The 22,228-nt window shown below is 39.8% G+C and carries 18 protein-coding genes and 2 pseudogenes; 12 read left to right on the top strand and 8 right to left on the bottom strand.

What is annotated here, in order from left to right:
- The first annotated feature begins 308 nt into the window (after window positions 1–308).
- From MN200_RS11085 to ahpF, 4 genes are all read left to right on the top strand, one after another.
- Window positions 309–1,097, top strand: a complete 789-nt coding sequence (locus MN200_RS11085) for a hypothetical protein (protein WP_058869994.1) — start codon at window positions 309–311, stop codon at window positions 1,095–1,097.
- 19 nt (window positions 1,098–1,116) lie between these two features.
- Window positions 1,117–2,250: a toxic anion resistance protein gene (locus tag MN200_RS11080; RefSeq protein ID WP_183175957.1), complete on the top strand. Its 1,134-nt coding sequence runs from the start codon at window positions 1,117–1,119 to the stop codon at window positions 2,248–2,250.
- Window positions 2,251–2,283: 33 nt separating this feature from the next.
- A complete protein-coding gene (locus MN200_RS11075) occupies window positions 2,284–3,210 on the top strand; it encodes a hypothetical protein (protein WP_242759390.1) in 927 nt (308 codons plus the stop codon).
- A gap of 169 nt (window positions 3,211–3,379) precedes the next feature.
- On the top strand, window positions 3,380–4,945 hold the full coding sequence (gene ahpF / locus MN200_RS11070) for an alkyl hydroperoxide reductase subunit F (RefSeq protein ID WP_242759388.1): 1,566 nt from the start codon (window positions 3,380–3,382) through the stop codon (window positions 4,943–4,945).
- A 284-nt stretch (window positions 4,946–5,229) separates the two neighbouring features.
- Here ahpF and MN200_RS11065 read toward each other — a convergent pair whose 3' ends face one another.
- The 3 genes from MN200_RS11065 to MN200_RS11055 all read right to left on the bottom strand — a co-directional run bounded on the left by MN200_RS11065 (window position 5,230) and on the right by MN200_RS11055 (window position 7,793).
- Window positions 5,230–5,484 carry a YfhL family 4Fe-4S dicluster ferredoxin gene (locus MN200_RS11065; RefSeq protein WP_218288214.1) on the bottom strand — a complete coding sequence of 85 codons (255 nt, stop codon included), beginning with the start codon at window positions 5,482–5,484 and terminating at the stop codon, window positions 5,230–5,232.
- Window positions 5,485–5,498: 14 nt separating this feature from the next.
- Complete coding sequence (yegQ, locus tag MN200_RS11060) at window positions 5,499–6,899, bottom strand: tRNA 5-hydroxyuridine modification protein YegQ (protein WP_058869988.1); 1,401 nt, start codon at window positions 6,897–6,899, stop codon at window positions 5,499–5,501.
- Between the two features lie 462 nt (window positions 6,900–7,361).
- Window positions 7,362–7,793 (bottom strand): Cd(II)/Pb(II)-responsive transcriptional regulator, encoded by a 432-nt coding sequence (locus tag MN200_RS11055; protein ID WP_058869987.1) that lies wholly within the window; start codon window positions 7,791–7,793, stop codon window positions 7,362–7,364.
- 76 nt (window positions 7,794–7,869) lie between these two features.
- Here MN200_RS11055 and MN200_RS11050 point away from each other — a divergent pair, with 76 nt between their 5' ends.
- The 5 genes and pseudogenes from MN200_RS11050 (at window position 7,870) to MN200_RS11030 (ending at window position 13,077) form a co-directional block, all read left to right on the top strand.
- Window positions 7,870–8,493 (top strand): cation transporter, encoded by a 624-nt coding sequence (locus tag MN200_RS11050; RefSeq protein ID WP_010327173.1) that lies wholly within the window; start codon window positions 7,870–7,872, stop codon window positions 8,491–8,493.
- Between the two features lie 199 nt (window positions 8,494–8,692).
- A pseudogene (locus tag MN200_RS11045) lies at window positions 8,693–11,488 on the top strand (type VI secretion system Vgr family protein).
- A gap of 3 nt (window positions 11,489–11,491) precedes the next feature.
- Window positions 11,492–12,262: a hypothetical protein gene (locus MN200_RS11040; RefSeq protein ID WP_058870468.1), complete on the top strand. Its 771-nt coding sequence runs from the start codon at window positions 11,492–11,494 to the stop codon at window positions 12,260–12,262.
- 91 nt (window positions 12,263–12,353) lie between these two features.
- Entirely contained in the window at window positions 12,354–12,725 is a 372-nt protein-coding gene (locus MN200_RS11035; protein WP_227509236.1) for a hypothetical protein, read from the top strand.
- A gap of 55 nt (window positions 12,726–12,780) precedes the next feature.
- Window positions 12,781–13,077, top strand: a complete 297-nt coding sequence (locus tag MN200_RS11030; RefSeq protein WP_081313274.1) for a hypothetical protein — start codon at window positions 12,781–12,783, stop codon at window positions 13,075–13,077.
- Here the strand turns inward: MN200_RS11030 and MN200_RS11025 are convergent.
- A pseudogene (locus tag MN200_RS11025) lies at window positions 13,045–13,977 on the bottom strand (IS5 family transposase). The gene MN200_RS11030 and the pseudogene MN200_RS11025 overlap by 33 nt on opposite strands.
- Window positions 13,978–14,251: 274 nt before the next feature.
- Here MN200_RS11025 and MN200_RS11020 point away from each other — a divergent pair.
- Entirely contained in the window at window positions 14,252–14,818 is a 567-nt protein-coding gene (locus MN200_RS11020) for a TetR/AcrR family transcriptional regulator (RefSeq protein ID WP_058869982.1), read from the top strand.
- 403 nt (window positions 14,819–15,221) lie between these two features.
- On the opposite strand, the gene MN200_RS11015 is transcribed toward MN200_RS11020, so the two are convergent.
- Both MN200_RS11015 and MN200_RS11010 read right to left on the bottom strand, forming a co-directional pair.
- Window positions 15,222–15,980, bottom strand: coding sequence for a DUF2071 domain-containing protein (locus MN200_RS11015; protein WP_058869981.1), 759 nt, complete (start codon window positions 15,978–15,980; stop codon window positions 15,222–15,224).
- Between the two features lie 231 nt (window positions 15,981–16,211).
- Window positions 16,212–16,991, bottom strand: a complete 780-nt coding sequence (locus MN200_RS11010) for a ferredoxin--NADP reductase (RefSeq protein ID WP_004696086.1) — start codon at window positions 16,989–16,991, stop codon at window positions 16,212–16,214.
- A gap of 102 nt (window positions 16,992–17,093) precedes the next feature.
- On the opposite strand from MN200_RS11010, the gene tsaA reads away from it, so the two are divergent.
- The gene (tsaA, locus tag MN200_RS11005) at window positions 17,094–17,801 is read left to right on the top strand and encodes a tRNA (N6-threonylcarbamoyladenosine(37)-N6)-methyltransferase TrmO (RefSeq protein WP_081313253.1); all 708 of its coding nucleotides are present in this window, start codon (window positions 17,094–17,096) and stop codon (window positions 17,799–17,801) included.
- Between the two features lie 49 nt (window positions 17,802–17,850).
- Here the strand turns inward: tsaA and MN200_RS11000 are convergent, their stop codons facing one another.
- Both MN200_RS11000 and MN200_RS10995 read right to left on the bottom strand, forming a co-directional pair.
- Window positions 17,851–18,885: a hypothetical protein gene (locus MN200_RS11000; protein WP_227509217.1), complete on the bottom strand. Its 1,035-nt coding sequence runs from the start codon at window positions 18,883–18,885 to the stop codon at window positions 17,851–17,853.
- A 109-nt stretch (window positions 18,886–18,994) separates the two neighbouring features.
- Window positions 18,995–20,248, bottom strand: coding sequence for an MgtC/SapB family protein (locus MN200_RS10995; protein ID WP_058869979.1), 1,254 nt, complete (start codon window positions 20,246–20,248; stop codon window positions 18,995–18,997).
- 208 nt (window positions 20,249–20,456) lie between these two features.
- Here MN200_RS10995 and MN200_RS10990 point away from each other — a divergent pair, with 208 nt between their 5' ends.
- The gene (locus MN200_RS10990) at window positions 20,457–22,214 is read left to right on the top strand and encodes a GspE/PulE family protein (RefSeq protein ID WP_224468699.1); all 1,758 of its coding nucleotides are present in this window, start codon (window positions 20,457–20,459) and stop codon (window positions 22,212–22,214) included.
- Window positions 22,215–22,228: the final 14 nt, after the last annotated feature.

Raw genomic sequence — 22,228 nt, 5'->3', positions numbered from 1 at the left:
AAACACCCCATTTTAAAGCCATGTTGATCATGGCTTTTTTATGACTTCAAATATGCGTTTTGTTTCATAAAGGATTGTAACTCCACAGAAGATAAAAATAGAGTATGTATTGATTGGATCTTTTATTTCTACTCAATAGGTTTGAGTCCTAGTACGAATAGAGTACTGAATAACAGATATAACCTTCGTGATAATTTCTACGGCACAAAAGATGTCACAGCATTTTTGCAAAAATCTACATGTTATTTGACATAAAAGCTGTACTATAAAAATGATTTTATTCAATTTCTTTATTGGGTTAAAGCACTATGGCACAAATTGACGTTCTTGTTCCTTTAAGGGATATACCAGTCAATTCAGATGAACTTTTAAGTATCCAGCGTAATGATTTGGTTCCGTTGCTGAACGATCAATATCGTCTTAATCATTATGCAGATAGTGTCATTCAAGCACAGTCTGTGCTGCTTAACGGGATAGATCCACAGTTGACCTTACAGTTGAGTCAAACCATTGAGCAACTGATTCAGTCACTGGCTGACTCAAAAAAATACCTGAAGAAGCGTAAATTTAATGGGCTACAAAAGTGGCTGGGAATTGATATTGAATATGGTTCAACCCAAGTTGAATACTATAAGAAACTGGATCAGCTGTTGGATCGGGCCAATCATCTTAGTCAAAAATTACAAATCGAAATTCAAAAGTCACAAGCACGCTATCAGCAGTTAACAGGCTTACGTGAGCAAATGGCCAAATATGTATCTGCGGCTGAAGCATTTTTAATGGAATATCCTAAATTTGTGAAGAATGCACATCCTTTAGATAATTTTGCAGAACGTTTATCCAAGAAAATAAACAGTTTACAAACTTTGCAAAGCAGTAATGATATTGCGATTACACAAATGCAGTTGTCTCAGCAGCTTTCATTGAGTTTGTTAGATCGTTTTAAAGAAGCGCAGCAGGTCTTGATCCCAGCATGGCAATATCATGTCAAACAATCGCAGCAATCAAGCTCGACAATTGAACTGGAAAAGCTCGATAATAGCCGTGAAAAATTGATTCGTACCTTAAAAAAATCACTACAGAAACCAACACTTTAAGAAATAGATTAGGTGAATTATGACCAACTCAGAACAAAACAGTCTTGTGGTAGAGCCAACCACCGAAGTGATTGAACATAAGTTTCAACAGTTAAATTTGCAAGAAATTGGCTTGCAACAAGATGACTTCAATGCGGTCTTGGCAGCACGGAAAGAGTTGGCAGAAATCAACCATAACGCCGTGGCGGAGTATGGTAAAAATATTGCGACACAAACCTCTGGATATACAGATGAGTTGCTTAATTTGGTTCAAAATAAAGATTTAGATGAAACAGGGCAAAAGCTGAATCAGGTGGTACAAGTCGCACAACAGCTCAATACCTCAAGTATCTTAAATAAAAAGAAAAATTCAGGTTTCTTCGGTGGCTTGATGAGCAAAATTAAAGGCGCAAAGAATAATATTGATATGCACTTTAATACCACCAAAGAACAGATAGATACTTTGGTGAAAGAAATTGAAAAATCGCAGTCTGGTTTAAAAGCACGTGTCGATACACTAGATCGGATGTTTAATGGTGTACAAAGTGAATATAAACAGCTGGGTGTCTATATTGCAGCAGGTAAGTTGAAACAGGATGAAATTCAGCAGGAAATCTCAACACTGACCTCACAGGCGCAAGACCAAACCACGACGCAGAGGGTTTACGACCTCAATCATTTAGCCAATAATTTGGAAAAACGCGTGAGTGATCTGCAGGTTTTACAACAATCAGCCATGCAAACATTACCGATGATTCGTATTATTCAGTCTAATAATTTGATGTTGGTCGATAAGTTTTATGCGATTAAAAACATCACATTGCCTGCATGGAAAAACCAAATTAGTCTGGCGATTTCTTTAAATGAGCAGAAGAATAGTGTGCAGTTGGCCAATACCATTGACGATGCGACCAATGATTTATTGAAGCGCAATGCTGATTTATTACATCAAAACTCAGTAGATACAGCAAAAGCAAATCAACGTTCAGTGATTGATATTGAGACGCTTGAACATGTACAAAACACCCTCATTAAAACAGTAAATGACGTGATTCAAATACAAAAGGAAGGGATGCAGAAACGTGCGGAAGCAACCACACGTTTGCGTAGTTTGCAGGACAATTTGAATCAATTGGTTTTAGACTCGAGTTCTAATCGTACGACACCATCTTAATGCCGAGTTGGGTGGTCGATAGAGGAGAAGTATTTGCCTTCCTTAGATGAGTATGTTGTTCAGCCTCAGCACATTGAGCAAGGCGTGGTTGCACTCAAACAACGTCAACGTAAACTGAGTTTATGGTGTATGTTGAGTGCAGCCTTGTTTATTGCCTCCAGCATTAGCTATTTTCTACAGCCTGATTTTGTCTATAGCTTTTTTGGACTGAGCACTGAAATACAGCAACTACATATGCCCATGAGTGTCGATGCAAATTTAGCATCACTTGGACATCAGCCAGATTATTTTCTGAATTTGCTGTCGTGGTTTGGTTGGCTTGTGCTCAAGATCATGGTGTCTTTTATTGGGGCATTCATACTGGTGCACTATGCACGGAAAATTCATTTTTTCTATGTACGTTTTCAATCTTTTATACTGAAGTTTGTGGCATGGCTGATTGCCTTTATTCTGCTTTGGTCTGGGCTGACTTATGTGCAATATGATTTAAAAGATGATGAAAGCGAGGCTTTTCAGCAAATCGTACACTACGATAAAAACATTCAGCAAAGTGAAATAGCACAGTATTTGCAGCAGTCACAAATACAAATGCCTGTAAAACATTATTTGCTTGCGCAAACGGCATTGTTACACCAACCTGTCGATAAAAATGCAGCAATTCCGCATGTGCTTGCTCTTGTCCAAGCAGAAAAAACCGATTCACATTTTATTGAGTATGGGTTTAAGCCTGAACAGTTATGGACGATGCAGCATCAGCTTTATGGCAAAACACTCACGCCGATGGCTGCAAGTGTAGAAAAACAAGTTCAACAAGCAGAGCAGTTCACGAAGGTCATGCAATTCTTTTCGCTTATCTTGATGCTGCTAATGGCGCTGTTGAGTCTTGTGTTATTTGGTCTGACGCGTCAGTTAAAAGCCCGAACTTTAAGAATTGAACAGCGGATGCAGAGTGAATCTTAAGCTTTTACTTCATTTAAAGACCTGCGTTTAGTGGGACTCTTTATGGTGAATATCTTTAAATCTATAAAACCGATTACCAAAATAAAAACAAACTGTTTTATCTATTTATAGATTTACTTTATGATTCTTCTATCAAATAAATTTATAGACTGCTTTGGAGAGCTTAACAATGTTAGATCAAAATACTTCAGCTCAATTAAAAACACTTCTTGAACGCCTTGAAGGTCCGATTGAATTGGTTGCGACTTTGAACGGTTCTGAGAAATCAGACAAAATCAAAGAATTGGTTGAAGAAGTTACAGCACTGTCTCCACTGGTGACTGCACGTTTTGATGGTCAAAACTCACGTGCACCCAGCTTTGGTGTGGCAAAAGCCGGTGAACAACCGCGTGTGTTCTTTGCGGGTTTACCGATGGGACATGAGTTTACCTCTTTGATTTTGGCATTGTTACAAACCTCAGGTTATGCACCCAAAGTATCGGATGAAGTTTTAGCTTCAATCAAAGCTTTGGGCATCCAGTCTGACTTTGACGTCTTTGTGTCTTTAAGCTGTCATAACTGTCCAGACGTGGTGCAAGCGTTGAACCTGATTGCTATTTACAACCCAGGCACGACAGCAACTATGATTGATGGTGCATTCTTCCAAGATGAAGTTGAAGAACGCAAAATCATGGCTGTACCGATGGTGTTCCAAGACAACAACCATATTGGTCAAGGCCGTATGACCTTGGAAGAGATTGTTGCCAAACTGGATACCAATTCTGCGGCCAAAGAAGCTGAAAAACTCAATGCCAAAGAGGCTTTTGATGTTTTAGTGGTTGGTGGTGGTCCTGCGGGAAATACCTCAGCCATTTATGCAGCACGTAAAGGCATTAAAACAGGGATCGTGGCTGAACGGATGGGTGGTCAAGTCATGGATACCATGGACATTGAAAACTATACCTCGATTCAAAAGACTCAAGGGCCGAAGTTTGCTGCTGAAATGGAAGCACATGTCCGTGAGTATGGTGTGGACATTATGAACTTACAGCGTGTTTCTAACATCAAAGGTGCAGATGAGACCGCGAATGGCTTGGTTGAAGTCACTTTAGAAAATGGTGCAAAACTTGAATCTAAAACGGTCATCCTTTCAACAGGAGCACGTTGGAGAGAGATGAATGTGCCGGGTGAAGCAGAATACCGCACTCGTGGTGTTGCTTACTGTCCACACTGTGATGGTCCACTGTTTAAAGGCAAACGTGTTGCGGTAATTGGCGGAGGTAACTCAGGTGTCGAAGCTGCGATTGATCTTGCTGGGATTGTAGAACATGTGACTTTGGTTGAGTTTGATACCAAACTACGTGCTGACCAAGTGTTGCAAGACAAATTGCATAGCTTGCCTAATACCACGGTGATCCTGAATGCACTATCAACTGAAGTTGTGGGTGATGGTAAGCAAGTGACAGCATTGAAATATAAAGATCGTGCAACTGATGTAGAACATACGGTTGAGCTTGCAGGAATCTTTGTACAAATTGGTTTATTGCCAAACACCGATTTCTTAAAAGAGACTGCTGTTGAGCTTTCAAACCGTGGTGAGATTGTGATTAACGATCGCAACGAAACCAATGTCAAAGGTGTATTTGCCGCAGGTGACTGTACGACTGTGCCATACAAGCAAATCATCATTGCTACAGGTGAAGGCGCGAAAGCATCTCTGTCTGCTTTTGATTATATTATTCGTTCTGGGCTGTAAGTGTGAAATGAAAAAGCCAACGCTCTCCCAAAATATACGTTGGCTTTTTCCCTTTATGTTGTATTGCTGATCTTTGGTTTTACCCTTGATAGGAACTGAGTCACTAACAGCTCAGTTCCTTTTTTTGTTTAAAGCAAATATCTTGTACAAAGAAAAAGCCAAAGTGCTCCCCAGTCACTTTGGCTTTTTCATTTAGTTGTTGTTTATTGTTATTCTTTGCCCAGTTTTTGTTTTGAAACTCTGAGTGTGGTCAGTACTCGGTTTCTTTTCTACTTTCCCCAAGGTTAGACGCTAAATAAGTTCAATCCTTTAAATTTTTCTAACAATTGTTGCTGTGTTTCAACGTGTTCTGGATGTGGCTCGATACAGGCAATTGGGCAAACATCGACACAGGTTTGGGTGTCATAAAAACCAACACACTCGGTGCAACGGCTGACGTCTATTTCATAAATTTTATCACCTTCAAAAATAGCGGTATTGGGACATTCGGGAAGACACATATCACAGTTAATACATGCATCCGTTATTCGTAGTGCCATGGCAATATCCCCAGTCAGCTTGCAACATAGGCCAAGGCAGGCGCTGAAATGTCGGTACTTGAATGCGGTAAGTTGCGAATGAGCAGGGCATAGTGCATGTCGACATCAGCAGGAACTGGGATTTCAACCACATGACCTGAGCCTTTCGCTTCAAGTATTGGATTCCCTTTTTTATCGAGGATTTCTGTTAGTTCAAAAGTGATGTTGCCTGAAGTGGTCATGAGTTCGAGCACATCACCCACTACAAAACGTTTTTTGACATCGACTTTCAGATAATCGCCATTGCGCTCCAAAATTTCACCGCAGTATTGTTGATGGTCAAAACTGGATGAACCATTTTCATAATTTTGATATTCGCTATGCACGTGGCGACGTAAAAAACCTTCGGTATAACCACGGTTGGCCAGACCTTCGAGTTGTGTCAGGAGTGAGGAATCGAAAGGTTTACCGGCGAGCGCATCATCTATGGCTTTGCGATAAATTTGTGCTGTACGCGCACAGTAAAAATAAGACTTGGTGCGCCCTTCAATTTTTAAAGAATGGATCCCCATTTGGGTTAAGCGCTCAACATGCTGCACCGCGCGCAAGTCTTTTGAGTTCATAAAGTAAGTACCATGTTCGTCTTCTTCAGCAGCAAACATGTCTTCATCATGACGTTGTAGTAATACGGGTTCATCAAACTGATGCTGTGCTTGCATATGCAGTTCATCAGCATCAGAGTTTGAACAGCAATTGGAGTCTGTATTCAGATTTTGGACTGGGATCACATCACCATTTTCATCTTGCGTAGTCTCATGAACTTTATATTCCCAACGGCAGGCATTGGTACATGCCCCTTGATTCGCATCACGTTTATTCATATAGCCTGAAAGCATACAACGTCCAGAGTATGCCATGCATAACGCACCATGCACAAAAACCTCAATTTCCATGTCAGGCACTTGTTGCTTAATTTCTTCAATTTCATTAATGGATAATTCACGGGACAAAATGACACGAGTCAGTCCCATATTTTTCCAAAACTTCACAGTAGCCCAGTTGACTGCATTGGCCTGAACGGAAAGATGCACATCCATGTCTGGAAAATGCTCGCGTACCATCATAATCAGCCCTGGATCCGACATGATCAGGGCATCGGGTTGCATTGCAACCACAGGTGTGAGGTCACGAATAAAGTTTTTGAGTTTCGAGTTATGCGGTTGAATGTTGACGACCACATAAAACTTTTTGCCTAAGTCGTGCGCTTCTTGAATGCCGATAGCCAGATTGTCATGGTCAAATTCATTATTGCGCACACGTAAACTGTAACGAGGTTGTCCGGCATAGACTGCATCTGCACCATAGGCAAATGCATAACGCATATTTTTAAGCGAACCTGCAGGAGAAAGAAGTTCAGTAACGTGATGAATGCTCATGATTAAACTAAGGCATAAAAAAAATATGGGTTTATTGTAGGGCTTTAAAAAATAGATTCAACCTAGTAAACAACTCGGAATTTAAGCAGAGGTAGACGCGAAAATTACATGTTCAAACGCTGGATGTGAGTGCTTAATGATAAGTATTTAGATAGATAGTTTTATATGAATGAGAAGAGAAGTAAATTTAAATATCCTTGTTTTATAAAGTAAAAGATTGGTTATATAAAACTTATCTGAGGTTCTAATCATCAAAAAGCTAGAGTTCTTTGTGGCCTTTTATTCGAAATAATTAGGGATCATTTTTATTAGATTTGCTGTGAAGCTAGATTTTTTATTTGTGAATTTATTAAAAAATTAAAGAAAATAAATATAAAAAACCTGCATTGACTATGTAAGGCTCGGGTAAATATATAGCAAAAACGAGTAATACCCATATTCTAAATTCTGCGTTGATGTGTTTTATGCATCTGAAAGCCCTGCTTCAAGATGTCTTAAAATTTGACAATCATCAATGGTTGATTGGGTTGTGCAAGACTGCCGAAGTTGTTGTAGTTGTATTTGAAATTTTTGCAATTCAATGATTTTTTGTTCGACTTGTTTTAAATGCTCAGCGATTAGTTGATTGACAGCATTACAGTCTTGTTGAGGATTTTGCTCCAGTTCAATCAGGTATTCAATTTCTTTGAGTGAGATATCTAGCGCGCGGCAACGTTTAATAAAAATGAGTCGTTTAAGCGCGTCATCTTGATAATAGCGATAGTTATTTTCTCCGCGAAAAGAAGGCTCTAATAAATGCTTTTTTTCATAAAAACGAATGGTATCGGCACTTAATCCTGTTTTATGGACTAAGTCTTTCATCAAATAAACAGGAGATGAGTTTTGTTGATTCATTTTGCTTGACCTTAGAGCGACTCCATAGTTTTTAATCATAATAGAAAATGATTAGGTCTGGATAGAGGTTGTGTATATGGCATGTTCTTCTTGCAGTTGTGCACCCGCACCGCAAAAGCCAAATAGTAAGTTTAGAACGGTATTGTGGATTGCCTTATTGATCAATTTAGCCATGTTTGTGGTGGAGCTTATTGGTGGAGCTTATGCACATTCATCATCCTTATGGGCCGATTCTTTAGATTTCTTTGGTGATGCAGTCAACTATGGTATTTCACTTGCGGTGCTTGGTGCGAGTTTGTATTGGCGGGCGACAGTGGCACTGCTCAAAGGCATGACCATGGCGTTGTTTGGCTTAGTGGTGATTGGTAAAGTGATCTATGCCTATGCTTTGGGAATTCCACCTGAAGCTATGACCATGGGGGTGATTGGTGTGATTGCTTTGCTTGCGAATGTGGTTTGTGCCGTCATTTTATATGCCTTTAGAGAAGGTGACTCTAATATGCAATCGGTCTGGCTCTGTAGCCGAAATGATGCGATTGGGAATGTGGCAGTTATTTTTGCTGCAATAGGTGTGTTTGGTACAGGCAGTTTGTGGCCAGACATAATCGTGGCAGGCATTATGGCGACTTTAGGTATGACTGCGGGTTATCAAGTGGTGAGCAAAGCATTATCTGAGCGTAGATTACAGCTCGAGAATTAAGAAAACGCTAAATTTCTTAATCAAAGTGAAATTATTTTCCATAAAAATGCTCCGCAGTTGCTCGGAGCATTTTGTTGTTTACATAATAAGAATAAAACTCTGCTCATTTGTCAAATTGATATAGCTATAATGGCGCCTAATTTATGATCGCTGTTTGCGATCGACTATGACTGAAACTTACTTTTTAAAAATATAGACGATGATAAATACAATCACTCAAGTGCTTGAGCAATTGGGGTTAAGTGCACAAAAACGTGCCATTCATGCACAATTTTCACCTGCTGCATTAAATCATGACATCTTTTTGCAGCATATTGAAGGCACACATGCATTAAACCAAGGTTTAAATGTTGAATTGATCTGCCTCTCAACCAATGCCCTGATTCCACTCAAACAGTTTATCGGAGTGCAAGTCGCGGTCGATCAGGTCACAGATCAAGGTACATTATTTCGCAGCACAGGGATCATCACCCAAGCCGAACAAGGACAAAGTGATGGTGCACTGACCTTGTATAAACTTCGCTTAGAAGATGCAACTGCACTTTGGCATAAACGTCGCAACAGCCGAGTGTTTATGAATAAAAGTGTGCGAGATGTCAGTGAAATACTCTTCAAGGAATGGCAGAGTAAAAGTCCGCTATTTGCTGCAAGCCTCAGTCTTGATCTTTCTGGTTTAAATACAGAGATTGATGTTCGTCCCTTCATCATGCAGTCGAATGAAACCGATTATGACTTTCTAACACGGCTCTGGCGCAGTGAAGGCATCAACTGGCTGATTGATGAAGCTGAACTCTATGTGCCTCATACTCGTCATCCAATTCAAGCCCAAAAACTTAGACTCTTGGATGACAACAGTCAGTTTCAAGCCTTAAAGCGTCGACAGATTCGTTTTCATCGTTCTAGTGCTACCGAACAACAGGATAGCATCATCAGTCTGAGTGCGCAGCGCAGCCTACAACCGACTGCAGTCCATATCCAACGTTGGCAAGCCGACCACCTGAGTCAAGAAGAAGGTGCAGGTTCAGTCCAAAGCCAACATCAACACAGTACACAACAAGACAATGCTAGCCTCAGTTTAGAACAAGCGTGGCATGTTAGCCCTGCATGGATGTAAGATTTAAATGGAGAAGATCAGGCGACCACAGCATCAAACAGCCAAATTGAAAAACTCAATCAAACCCTGAGTAATGTCTACAACCAACAGGCGAAACAATTCACTGCACAGAGCACCGTACGTGATGCCCAAGTGGGGTATTGGTTTGAGTTACATGAACATCCTGAACTGGATCAACATAGTGATGCAGACAAAGAATTTCTGATCACGACCAAGACTTTCTATAATCAAAACAACTTGCCCAAAGATCTGAGTGAGCAAATTCAGCATTTACTGAAACAAAGCCAATGGTCACTCAAAACCAGCACAGTGCCAAGCGAACGCCAAGCCAACCACTTGAGTTTACAGCGTCGTCACATCACGACCGTTCCAGCTTATAACCCGATAGCGCACCGACCAGCCACACACCCACAACGTGCCAAAGTTGTGGGACCAAGTGGCGAAGAAATTCATGTGGATGAATGGGGGCGGATTAAAGTTCGCTTCCTCTTTACCCGCAACGATGACCACAGCCATGACGGCGGTGCAGGCGCCAATGACAATGATACAGACTCGGCATGGGTTGATGTCTTGACCCCATGGGCGGGTGAGGGCTATGGCGCACGCTTTTTACCGCGCATTGGTGAAATCGTGGTGATTGATTTCTTTGATGGCAATCTCGACCGTCCCTTTGTGGTTGGACGGATTCATGAAGCGCAGCGCAGCCCAACGAAATTTGATCAGAAAGGTCAATTACCAGAAACCAAGAAACTAGCTGGGATTCGCTCTAAAGAAATAGGGGGTGAAGGCTATAACCAACTCCGCTTCGATGACACTACGGGTCAAATCTCGACTCAACTACAAAGTAGTCATGGGGCAACTCAGTTGAACCTCGGTAACCTTAGTCACCCCAAAGAAAGAGAGACAAGTGAGGGACGAGGAGAAGGCTTTGAGCTTCGAACAGATCAATGGGGCGCGATTCGAGCAGGTGAGGGATTACTGCTCAGTAGCCATAAACAAGATCAAGCTGCAGGTACACATCTGGATGCTCAACCTGCCAAACAACAACTTGAAGGGACTTTAAACAATAGCCAAGCGTTAAGTGAAGCGGCGAAGAATCAACAGACAGATCCACTAGAAGTTTTAGAAAACTTAAAAGGCTTCTTAGAACAGATTGAACAACAAGATCAAAACAAGGCAGATGCATTTAAACAAGCCATCATGATTCTCTCTGCACCAAACTCCATAGCTGTCAGCAGCAATGAAGATATTTATCTCTCAGCAGATGGCCAAATCAGCCAAAGTGCAGGGGAGAGTATTAACCTTTCTACGCAGAAATCATTGATTGCACATGCCAGTGAGAAAATAAGTCTCTTTGCAGCACAAGACGGGCTAAGAGCCTATGCAGGCAAGGGCAAGGTTGAGATACAGGCTCAAGGTGATGCACTCGATGTTATTGCGCGTAAAGACATTCAAATTATTTCCACGGAAGAGCAAATTGAAATTAAGGCCAGTAAGAAAATCGTGCTAACTGCGGGCGGTAGTCAAATTGAGATTAGTGGTGCTGGGGTATTACCGACTACTGCTGGAAAGTTTGAGAGTAAGGCTGGGCAGCATCAGTTTTTGGGTGGGGGTAGAATAGAAGATAGTTTTATGATTTTACCAGATCTTAGAAGTAAAAAATTTCATAGGCGTTTTTTATTTCACGATGAAATTTCTAGTCAGCCATTAAGCTATTACAAATATAGGGTTAAAAATAAAACAACAAATGAAATCCTTCAAGGCATCACTAATATTGATGGTTTAACAGAAATTATAACAACTACGGAAGATACCGATTTAGAAGTGCTAATCGGAAATGATGAAGTTGATGAAATTTTGAAAAAAATAAAGGGAGAGTAGGGGGTGAGTAAGACCATTCGTACAGTTCCTTTTGAAAGTGATCCACAATATCAAGTTCCTATCGGGCTTTATCAGATATCGTTATTAATCGGTAGTTCATATGGTGATGGTGAGCATGAATCCCCTTATGGACATACGGCTGTAGCAATATTTACGGAAAATAAAGATGTACCAGTCATTGTCTATGACTTTGGCAGATATGGTAAGACTTACTCAGAAGAGTTGGGGTTAGGAATCACTTTGAATGGCGCTAGTAGCCCCAGAGGCGAGGGGATTTTAAGATTATGGTGGAGCTTTTCTAGATATATTCAAGGTGAAAATGCTTGTGGCTATGGAACAAGCAAAACAAGAACAACTTATGAGTATATTTATTATGTTCAGCCGCAAAGCGTTCTTAATATTATGAATTTTTTTAAAAAATTAACTGATCAGGGCATTAGGTTAAACACTTCAGATATTAGGACAACATATAAATTGGTTGATCCATATTTTGCTTTAGGACCTAATTGCACTACATTAAGTTTAAATGCAATGAATGTAGGGTTGAGAAATTTTACCAAAAATTCTAGTAAATATATTGATTCAACAAAAGTGCTTGGACGAATGTTGTCAACCGCAATGAAAGCAAAATATCAAGAACCAAATTATTTGTATTTACTGGATAATCTTAAAGATTATCTTGAAAGCCAAGATGTAGCTATTAAGGTAAATGTTAAAAAATTTTATCATGCAAAAAATCAGCCAAAATTACCATCAGAGAGAATGAGAAGATGAAATGCTATTTTTCAAAAAAATATTTAGTTATAGTTTGACCTTTTTATTAGGAACGATTTTATCCTTTTTATTGTTTAATGGAAATTTATTTATGGATAAGAAAGAGATACATGTATTAGAAAAACCTATTTTGGTTAATTCACTTAGTGAAGAATCAGGTCAGGGAGGATATTATGTACTGCCTAAAGGTACAGTATTATATAATGATAGTGATTCTCTAAATACAAGAGTTTTAGTATATTTTAATGTGGTCGGAGATTTGGGTTTGGATTTTAAAGAACAAAATCCGGAAATAAGTAAACAGCCATCAGAGGTAGAGGTAATCGATAGTATGATGCTGCCAGAAATTTTAAAAAAGATAAATTTAAATAAGAATGATATTAAAAGTATTATTGATGAGGATAAAACTGTTCCTGCTAATGTTAAGAATATTCTGTATAAAAAATATAATATTGTTGAGTAGCTTCGCTTTTGTTGGATATAGCAATGCCCCTTCTATTTCACCAAATGAGTTGCCTGTGGGGCATGTTGACCAAATATACAATGAAAAAATTGAAATAGAGAAAGTTATATTGGTTGATGACTTATTTGTTGATAGCAATATCACTAATGATTCTGGTTTGGTTTTAAATACTGGTGTTGGAGAGCCTCCTTATAGTGATAATACAATTGAAGTTAAAGGGACCCCCATTAAAAATGGAAAATATGAAATTATATTAGAGGGGCAGACGGCTTTGTTGCACAAAGATTTGAAATGCAAAGCACCCCTAATTGAGCCAAATTTAAGGCGTAACTTGGGTAAGTGGTCGACCTAATTCCGTAAATCTGTTAAGGACTGCTACACGTGCATGGATCTCATTCACTTGGCTATCAAAACTCCTTGCACTGAGTTTATCTCCTAATAATTTGATGCAATGCATCTTAGTTTCAACCAAACTTCGCCGATGATAGCCTGACCATTTTTTCCATAGTGTCCTGCCTAAACGTTTAATTGTTCTAAGTAATTCATTTCGCTCTAGCGAGCTACTCTTTGTATCTTTCCATTGTTTCGCATTTTTTCTAGGTGGAATCACCGCATGCCCTTGCCGATCTGCAATGACCTGACGGCATTGCTTGGTGTCATAAGCTCCATCGGTATAAACACAGTTAATCTGCTCATCTTGTGGAATCTGATTAAGTAAATCACCAAGCACCTGTGAATCACTGACATTATTGGTTGTAAGCTGAACTGCTCGTATTTGTAGGGTTTTAGCATCTATACCAATATGAAGTTTACGCCATTGGCGACGATATTCAGATCCATGTTTCTTGCGTTTCCATTCGCCCTCACCTAGAAACTTCATGCCTGTAGAGTCCATGAGTAGATGCAGCCCATCGCTACTTTTTTGGTAGCTGATTACAATATCAATATGCTTTTGTCTTCTACAAAGCGTGGTGTAATCTGGAGCTATCCAATTTAATCCGCAAAGTTTAATCAGACTTTGCACAAAGCCAGTGACCATACGTAAAGACAGACGGAATAAGGATTTAATCATTAAGCAGCATTGGATGGCTGCGTCGGAGTAGGTTTGATTTCGCCCTTGTTTGCCTTTTGATGGCGCATATCATTGCGTAGCAGGATCAAACCAAATGGCAATATTTCCGCGACTCATGAGTGCTCGGTTATATGCGGGCCAATTGGTTGTGCGGTAGATTTTGTGTGTAGGCTTCTTCATTTGAAAATTATATCGCTGAAAAACCCTTTACAGATAGGTTTGTGCAACAAAGCCTTATCATAGTGAAAAAGACTCGATTCTTCTAGTGTTTTATTTATCTTAAAAACTATATATTTCAAACGTTTATTTTAATATTGGTATTGTTTTTATAAAAAAACGGCGTTGATCTAAATTTGATATATAATATCGTCTTCAATCGATGTATTTCGTTTTCATGTGCTGTTCTTTTGGGTTAATGGCTTAATTTTAAAGTTTTGTGCATCAGGTAAAATAAATGTCAAAAAAAGAAGACATCATTAACACAGCGCTTAATCTCTTTAACTCACATAGTTATAATTCTATCGGTGTGGATCGGATTATTAGCGAGTCTGGCGTTGCTAAAATGACGTTTTACAAATACTTCCCATCTAAAGCTAAATTAATTGAAGAATGCTTAGTGACAAGAAACCAAAATTTACAGCAGTCGCTTGAAGCGACGATTGCTGCATGTGACCCAAGTGATTATCTCTCCCATATTCGTGCAATTTTTGAATGGTACCATGCTTGGTTTCATAGCGCGGATTTTAATGGTTGTATGTTCCAAAAGGCAGTTGAAGAAATTTCAAAAATTTATCCTTCTTCGCTACAGCCTGCAATTGATTATAAAGAATGGTTAAAAGGCAAGCTATGTCAGGCTTTGAATCGTCTAGGTGTGAAACAGGATGAACAGTTGGCGGCTTTTTTATCGAGTATTTTGGATGGCATGACCATACAAGCGCAAATCGATCCGAACCAAGTGCATTTGGAAGATTATTGGAAGCGTGTGAATACTTTAATCCAAATGGAACTCTCGGCTGCTTAATATATAAACTTTGATTTTAAGTTTAACCCAATACACATTATATTGCTGGCTTAAATGAGTTTAAAATAAATCAAGTACAAATAAATAAGCGCGATAACGGTTAAGTTATCGCGCTTTGCTGATAATGATTATGTTCCATATCGCACATTATTTGACAATAATGCATGATATGGATATGAGCAACTTAATGTGCCTTCTTATATTTTTTGTACCCTCTGAATGTTTTCGGTCATTCAGTATTTCAGTAAAAATAGACAGACTTGTCTGTTTTGTTGAATTATAGAGACTTTGTGAAGAAAAACAACCAATCTCTCATTATCTTAGCTGAAATTTATTCATCATGCTTAATATTCCTTAAAATATGTAGGGTATTCATTATTTATTGTGTTATTCAGCCGAATGATTAAGGTACCTTTGGGGGTAAATAAATGGTAAATTCATTGATTGGTTCAATCAGAACACTATAGGGTTTGAGCTGATCTTCATAGCATACAAGATTGAGCTTTGCTAAAAGTTCAAAGCGAGCGTAATGCAGCGTTGCAGGTTTCGGATTTAAGCGGCCATGCCAGACGCGATAGCTGCCGAGTTTTCCATCGCTGCGATGGTAAAACCCTGCCAATGGATGAGTTAAGAAGACCTGATAACTTTCTAAATTGGGAAAGCCTTCAAAATGCCATGGGTCATGTTTGGACTGAGACAAATGTACATCTGAAGTGGCCCATGCCGATTGGGTACGCATTTTATATTGTGTATATCGACCCTCTAGATCTCGCTGACAATCAAACTCAATCTGTGCTGGATGCCACGGTAATTGCCAAACATAACGAGGAACGATCAGTGTCCAAGAGTCCAAAGTCGTTCCTAAAAACCAAACACAACGTTCCCGTGTTTCCTGATCAATCACGTAGACCCGATAATTGGTTTGCCCCATGGTGAATTTTGGAAAAGGGTAAACTGCGGAGCTCAAATCGACATCGATAAAGGGGACTACCGACATCAGTGCATGTTGTTTGCCTTGGTACTGGACCGTGTCTAACTTAAACCGTGCTGGAATGATCTCTTTAAAACGAGCTGGGTCAACGACATAAGTAATGAGAGCAAAATGCTGGAGTTTGCACTGTACATCGAGGCCGCTGGGCTTGGGTTTTGGATGTATAGTCAAATCACTATAAAACTAATACAAATCAGTCGATGAATTATTTCGAATTTTTTTAGAATCTTGTATGGATAATAAAGTAGTTTGACTATTAAATAGTCTTTAAATTTAAGTTCTGGAAAGGCCATGGGTTTAAATTCTAGATTTGTTATTTTTTTTAATATTAGATAAAACTATACGTAGAGTAAATAAAAAACCGAAGCCTAAGCTTCGGTTTTTTAATATCTTTATATGATCTTATTTTTCAACGAATGCACGTTCAATCACGTAGTCACCAAGTACACCCATACGTGGCGATTCTTTTAAACCATGTTGGTCTAGAAGTGCAGCAACGTCATCGAGGAATGCTGGGCTACCGCAAAGCATTGCACGATCCGTTTCTGGGTTAAAACGTGGTAAACCGATCTTCTCAAAAATCTCGCCAGTTTCAATCACTGTTGTTACACGACCTTGGTTTGGATACTCTTCACGAGTAACCGTTGGGTAGTAAACCAATTTATCTTTAATGCCTAGCTCTTCAAAGAACTCATTGTTCGGAAGTTCGTCTAAAATGAGGTCTTGGTAAGCCAACTCAGAAATGAAGCGTGTACCATGAACCACAATCACTTTCTCAAAACGTTCATAGGTTTCAGGATCACGAATGGTTGCCAAGAACGGCGCAAGACCTGTACCAGAAGAAAGCAGGTATAAGTTTTTACCAGGGTTTAAGTCATCAAGTACTAAAGTTCCTGTAGGCTTTTTAGATACCAGGATTTCGTCACCCACTTTAACTTTTTGTAAAATAGAGGTTAACGGGCCATCAGGAACTTTAATTGAGAAAAACTCAAGTTCTTCTTCGTAGTTTGCACTAGCAATAGAATAAGCACGCATTAACGGTTTGCCATTTACTTCAAGGCCGATCATCACAAATTGACCGTTTTTAAAACGTAGAGCAGTGTCGCGCGTCGTTTTAAAAGAGAATAAAGTATCATTCCAATGGTGGACGTGAGTAATCTTTTCGACGTTGAAAGCAGCCATTAAAGGTCTCAATAAATTATCAAATTAGAACAGGTTGCTATTCTAATCTAAAATCATTCTCGATAAACTGAATATATTTAATTGAGCTTATTAGAAAAAGTGATGATGACTGAGTTAACCTTGCCAATTATTGGCTATATGCACTCTTCTTATAAGGAAAAGTTTGGTATTCCTCGGCAGCCTAATTTGGTTCAAGTGGAATCGTATATTGAAATGCTAGCACCCTATAATGATGTTCTAGCCTTTGAAGGAATTGTGGCATTTAGTCATTTATGGTTGGTGTGGCAGTTTCATGACAATAAAAATCCAGAAAAAACCCAGTTTCGTACACAAGTTCGTCCGCCACGCTTAGGGGGCAATAAAAAAATAGGGGTATTTGCTACGCGCAGCATGTATCGTCCTTCACCGATTGGTCTATCGGTGGTGAGGCTCAAGTGCGTCAAAAAAGAGGGGAAGTCAGTTCGAGTGTATGTCACAGGAAGTGATTTACTAGATGGCACCCCAATTGTTGATATTAAACCTTATATTCACTACTCAGATGCAGTTATAGATGCGGAAAGTGGCTATGCGCAAGATGAACCTAAACGTAAATCGGTGATATGGTCGGATCGGGCGATCAAACAGAAGCAGCAGCTTTTGATGAGTGAAAAACTTTCACTACAGACCGTACAAGAGCTTGAAGCCGTTTTATCTTTAGATCCCAGACCGGCGTATCAGGATGATGAAGCGCGAATTTATGGGATGAAATTTGCAAATTTAGATGTGAAATTTAAAGTGAATGAAACGTGTATAGAAATACAGGAGCTATAAGCTCCTGTATCGATTCAAACTTAAACCCACTGAGTTATTCGGAATAGATTTAAAACTTCAGGTTTTGTTTTAAATAATTTGCTGCAACTGAATTGTATAAATCACAACCTTTATTTAAGCCATCTGCCTTAGTTAAAAGAGCGGTTTTCTCGTCGACAGACACATTCATTTGATTTATTCGCTCTTTCTCTGATTGAATATCATTTGCAAGATTGGACTCTACGCCAGCAGTTTCTTTTGAACTTGTATAGTAGGCGCCTTTATATTGAGTGTATCCACTAAAAGCATGTGCTTCGGTTTCATCGTGGCTGTAATGATAGGCAAGCGCATTATTAAATTTTGTGTATTTAAAATATTTCTGCCCAGTTTGGCTGGCAAAAGCCGTTGCGTATTCATTAAAGTCCTGTTGATATACATCTTCTGCTTCAGATAAGAGTAAATATTCCTGATTATTGGAGTATTCTGTTTCCTGTAAACAGGTTGAACCCGCTGGGAATTTTAATGCTTGGTATGCTTTTAATTTTGTATTGATTTCATCTGGATACTTCACGCTATATTGAGGATAGTCCAAGTTCCAATTCAGGTCAGGGTCTACAGTTGAAAGTACGCTTTCACCAGCAATATTACGCTGAGCCACAGTTGTGGTGAATTCTAAACCTGTAGATCCGATTGCGGAATAAGGCCGAAGTTTGATTTGATTATTGATGAAGGTCATTTGGCCAATTAAAGCGCCATAGCTATTGGTAGGGCCGAATGTTTGATACTCGCCTTGTTCAGTTAAGTAAATTTCATTTGTATCATCATCTGCATCGAAAGTAGCATAAGCTTTGCCATCAGCCAGCGTAATTTTTGTATTTAGCACGCCAAAATCAACAGCTTGAGTATGTGAGTCATACCAATAATCAATACGAACAGTTTCCCATTGTTGGGCTGTATTTGTATTATTAGAGTTATTATTTGAAGAATTACTGGATGTTGAGTTATTGCTAGTACTGGTATTGTTAGAACTCTCAGAACTTCCGCCACCACACGCGCTAAGCATTAATGCACTAAAAACTGCAAGCGATAATATTTTAAATTTCATAAAGATCCCGATTCAAAAATATATTATTAATAAAGTTATTGTTTAAAAATGAAGCGGGCTGATTATAGATTAATATGATGAAAATAAAAAATTAATTATTTAAATCGAATTAATAAATCGTCCACCAAAGTAGCCCAATCAAAACCACCATATGCAAAATCTGAATCGGGGCAAAAGTAATAAAGTATTGCTTACCACCTGTTAAGGCGGCATTAACGGATTTGGCAACAGCGTGTGCAGCTAAACCTAAGATAAATGCAGACATTGCTGCCGTGTCTGTCGGTGCCCCTTGCATGACCACTGTTGCCATCGCTGCATGAATCTCAAACAAAGAAGCCAGTAAAGTCCCAGCGATTAAACCTGCATCTCCCAGCCAAAGGTTAAGTCCATACACACCCGCTTGGATGAACGTCAAAGTCAGGGCAATAATGCCAGCCTCTTTTAAGCTAAACATGCGTGAATCAGTGGGTTGATATTGTTCTTGTGCAGGGGCAGATCGTACCAACGCATAAGCACAGATCCCTAAAAGGACACTTGCCACAAGCGTCGGCAGCAGTATAGTTTTGAGCCAAAGTATACTCACACCTGCGACTATAATTAGTAGTTGCAACAAAGTCGCAATACAGGACATGAGCGCTGCACCTGCATTGGGTTTGGCAAGTGCTCGACCTGCACGTACTTCCATGCCTAAGCTGACAACAGTCGCGGTACTGGATACAAAACCTGAGGCGATTGCCGATAAAATCATGGCATTTTTAGTGTTCAGCAGTCGTTTGGCAATATGTGCAAGCGCTTGAACACCAAGAATAAGTGTAACTAATTTTAAAATAATATAGGGATTCAGCACAGCACCCCATAAAGGCGTATTCGGCGTTAAGGGCAAAGCAATTAAAATCAGCGCTAGGAGAAAGATACCGTCTTTAAACTCAGCCTCAGTAATCCATTTCCCCGCAATGCTGTGCATCGGATGTTTGGTCATTAAAATAATGGTCAGGAGCACGGCTAAACCTGCTGCTAGAGGTGTATTCCATAAGCACATCGCCCCGATAAAATAAGTCATGACAAAGGCAAGTTCAGTGGTTGAACCCAAATCTTCTGTTTGGTTTTTCATTGAGAATATAACTATGCCGCCGATGATCAGCGCACCGACAATACCGATACTGACACCAAATAAAAAACAAATAGCACCGAGGAGTGCACAAATGGCAAAGGAGCGTAGTCCTGCAAAGCTCTGTTGGTTTTCACGTTGTTTACTTCGTTCACGTTCTAAACCAATCAATAGGCCACAGCCTAATGCTGAAGCCAAGGTGATGAGGACCTCAGATAACGCTAAGTTGTTGATGGAAACTATGCTGAAGTCCAAGCCTATCTCACAAAATCTAATGACTTGTCTAAAATATAGGCGAATGCTGAAGGTGGATTCAAGTTAAAAGAGCAAGATTTGTGAGTAAATTCGTGATTATATTGATGAGCTTGGCTACTTCTCGATATTTGTAGGATTTGCTTATGCTTTGTGCGAATGAATACAGAAAATCTTGCTATAGTGAGGTTATGTTTGGGGACGTATAACAATGAATTTTAATTTTGAAATTGATACCACTTGGTGCTTAGATCAACTGTTTAAAGATGGGCGAATTACTGAAAAAGAAAAAAATCTAGTACAAACCTCGCACCGTCAACGCGATCAATTGAAGTGGCATCCATTACAGTGGATTGCTCATTTTAATCTGGTAGATCAGTCGCATCCACAGTCAAGACTGACATTAAATCGGCTGTGTCAATGGTTAGCCGAAAAGACCCAATTACCGTTTTATGTGATTGATCCACTCAAAGCCGATGTGCAAGCTTTGACTTCGGTGATGTCTCAAGAATTCGCCTTCCGCAATAAAATCTTGGCAGTTGAAGTTCAGGCCAATCAAGTGTTGATTGCAACAGATCAGCCGTATATGAAAGATTGGATCGCAAATTTGGAGCACAATGTTGCACCGAAAAAAATCCAGCGTGTATTACTCAGCCCTGAACAATTACAGCGCTATATGGTCGAGTATTATCAAGTGAGTCGCGCCGTCAGTAATTCACAGAAGTCTGGGAGTTACGAGCGAGATAATAAAGGTGTTGAAGCACTTTTACAGTTGGGGGATAGTCAAAACCCTGATGCCAATGACCAACACATTGTTAAATTAGTCGACTGGGTTTTACAGTTTGCTTTTGAGCAAGGTGCCAGTGATATTCACTTAGAACCACGTAAAGACAACGGCAAAGTGCGTTTCCGTATTGATGGAGTGCTGCATACCATTTATAACATGCCTGCCAATACTTTAACCGCAGTGATTTCGCGGATTAAAATTTTAGGTCGAATGAATGTGGCAGAGAAACGTAAACCACAAGATGGACGTTTAAAAACACGGACACCGAAAGGGCAAGAAACAGAACTGCGTCTTTCGACTTTACCGACTGCTTTTGGTGAAAAGTTGGTGATGCGTATTTTTGACCCTGAAGTTTTAGTGCGTAGCTTTCAGCAGTTGGGTTTTGAAGGGCATTTGCTCAGTGATTGGCAAGCACTGACTTCGCATAGTCACGGCATTATTTTAGTGACAGGGCCAACGGGTTCAGGTAAAACCACCACGCTTTATTCTTCTTTGAAACAATTGGCTACCGAACAAGTGAACGTCTGTACCATTGAAGACCCGATTGAAATGTTAGAGCCGAGTTTTAACCAAATGCAGGTGAATACAGGCATTGATCTTGGTTTTGCTGATGGTGTTCGTGCGCTGATGCGTCAAGACCCTGACATTATTATGGTCGGTGAGATTCGTGATCATGATACGGCCAATATGGCGATTCAAGCAGCACTTACAGGACATTTAGTGCTGTCAACTCTGCACACCAATGATGCACCTTCCAGTCTGACGCGTTTGCATGATTTAGGCGTACAGCCGTTCTTAACCGCGGCAACCATTTTAGGGGTATTGGCACAGCGTCTCGTACGCCGCTTATGTCCACATTGTAAAGTTGAAAAGCAAATCAACAGCCAAGAATGGGAGCATCTGACTTTTGATTACATTATGGAGATGCCTGAAAAAGTCTTTACCGCAGTAGGATGTGAAGAGTGTCGGCAAACGGGCTATAAAGGACGAGTCGGTATTTATGAGTTTATGCCTGTGAGTTTAGAGGCCAAGCAACTGATTGGTGCCAATGGTGACTTGACTGCACTGCGTCAACAAGCCAAAAAAGAAGGCATTGAGCCTTTAAGAATTGCGGGTGCACGTAAAGTTTTAGAAGGCGTCACGACACTAGAAGAAGTGTTACGTGTTGTCCCACTCAACTAAGCGTTTAATGCGTT

The sequence above is a fragment of the Acinetobacter sp. LUNF3 genome (assembly GCF_022699605.1).
In the GTDB taxonomy this organism is placed as follows: Bacteria; Pseudomonadota; Gammaproteobacteria; order Pseudomonadales; family Moraxellaceae; genus Acinetobacter; species Acinetobacter johnsonii.
Note: the sequence above shows the minus strand (reverse complement) of the source record. Positions and strands in the feature narration are given on the sequence as shown.

Bases quoted from the DNA above. Each gene is read 5' to 3' on its own strand.
- MN200_RS11080 (WP_183175957.1), top strand. From the start codon at position 1,117: ATGACCAACTCAGAACAAAACAGTCTTGTGGTAGAGCCAACCACCGAA.
- MN200_RS11020 (WP_058869982.1), top strand. From the start codon at position 14,252: ATGTCAAAAAAAGAAGACATCATTAACACAGCGCTTAATCTCTTTAAC.
- ahpF (WP_242759388.1), top strand. From the start codon at position 3,380: ATGTTAGATCAAAATACTTCAGCTCAATTAAAAACACTTCTTGAACGC.
- tsaA (WP_081313253.1), top strand. From the start codon at position 17,094: ATGATGACTGAGTTAACCTTGCCAATTATTGGCTATATGCACTCTTCT.
- MN200_RS10990 (WP_224468699.1), top strand. From the start codon at position 20,457: ATGAATTTTAATTTTGAAATTGATACCACTTGGTGCTTAGATCAACTG.
- MN200_RS11055 (WP_058869987.1), bottom strand. From the start codon at position 7,793: ATGAATCAACAAAACTCATCTCCTGTTTATTTGATGAAAGACTTAGTC.
- yegQ (WP_058869988.1), bottom strand. From the start codon at position 6,899: ATGAGCATTCATCACGTTACTGAACTTCTTTCTCCTGCAGGTTCGCTT.
- MN200_RS11065 (WP_218288214.1), bottom strand. From the start codon at position 5,484: ATGGCACTACGAATAACGGATGCATGTATTAACTGTGATATGTGTCTT.
- MN200_RS11050 (WP_010327173.1), top strand. From the start codon at position 7,870: ATGGCATGTTCTTCTTGCAGTTGTGCACCCGCACCGCAAAAGCCAAAT.
- MN200_RS11000 (WP_227509217.1), bottom strand. From the start codon at position 18,885: ATGAAATTTAAAATATTATCGCTTGCAGTTTTTAGTGCATTAATGCTT.
- MN200_RS11010 (WP_004696086.1), bottom strand. From the start codon at position 16,991: ATGGCTGCTTTCAACGTCGAAAAGATTACTCACGTCCACCATTGGAAT.
- MN200_RS11085 (WP_058869994.1), top strand. From the start codon at position 309: ATGGCACAAATTGACGTTCTTGTTCCTTTAAGGGATATACCAGTCAAT.
- MN200_RS11035 (WP_227509236.1), top strand. From the start codon at position 12,354: ATGGATAAGAAAGAGATACATGTATTAGAAAAACCTATTTTGGTTAAT.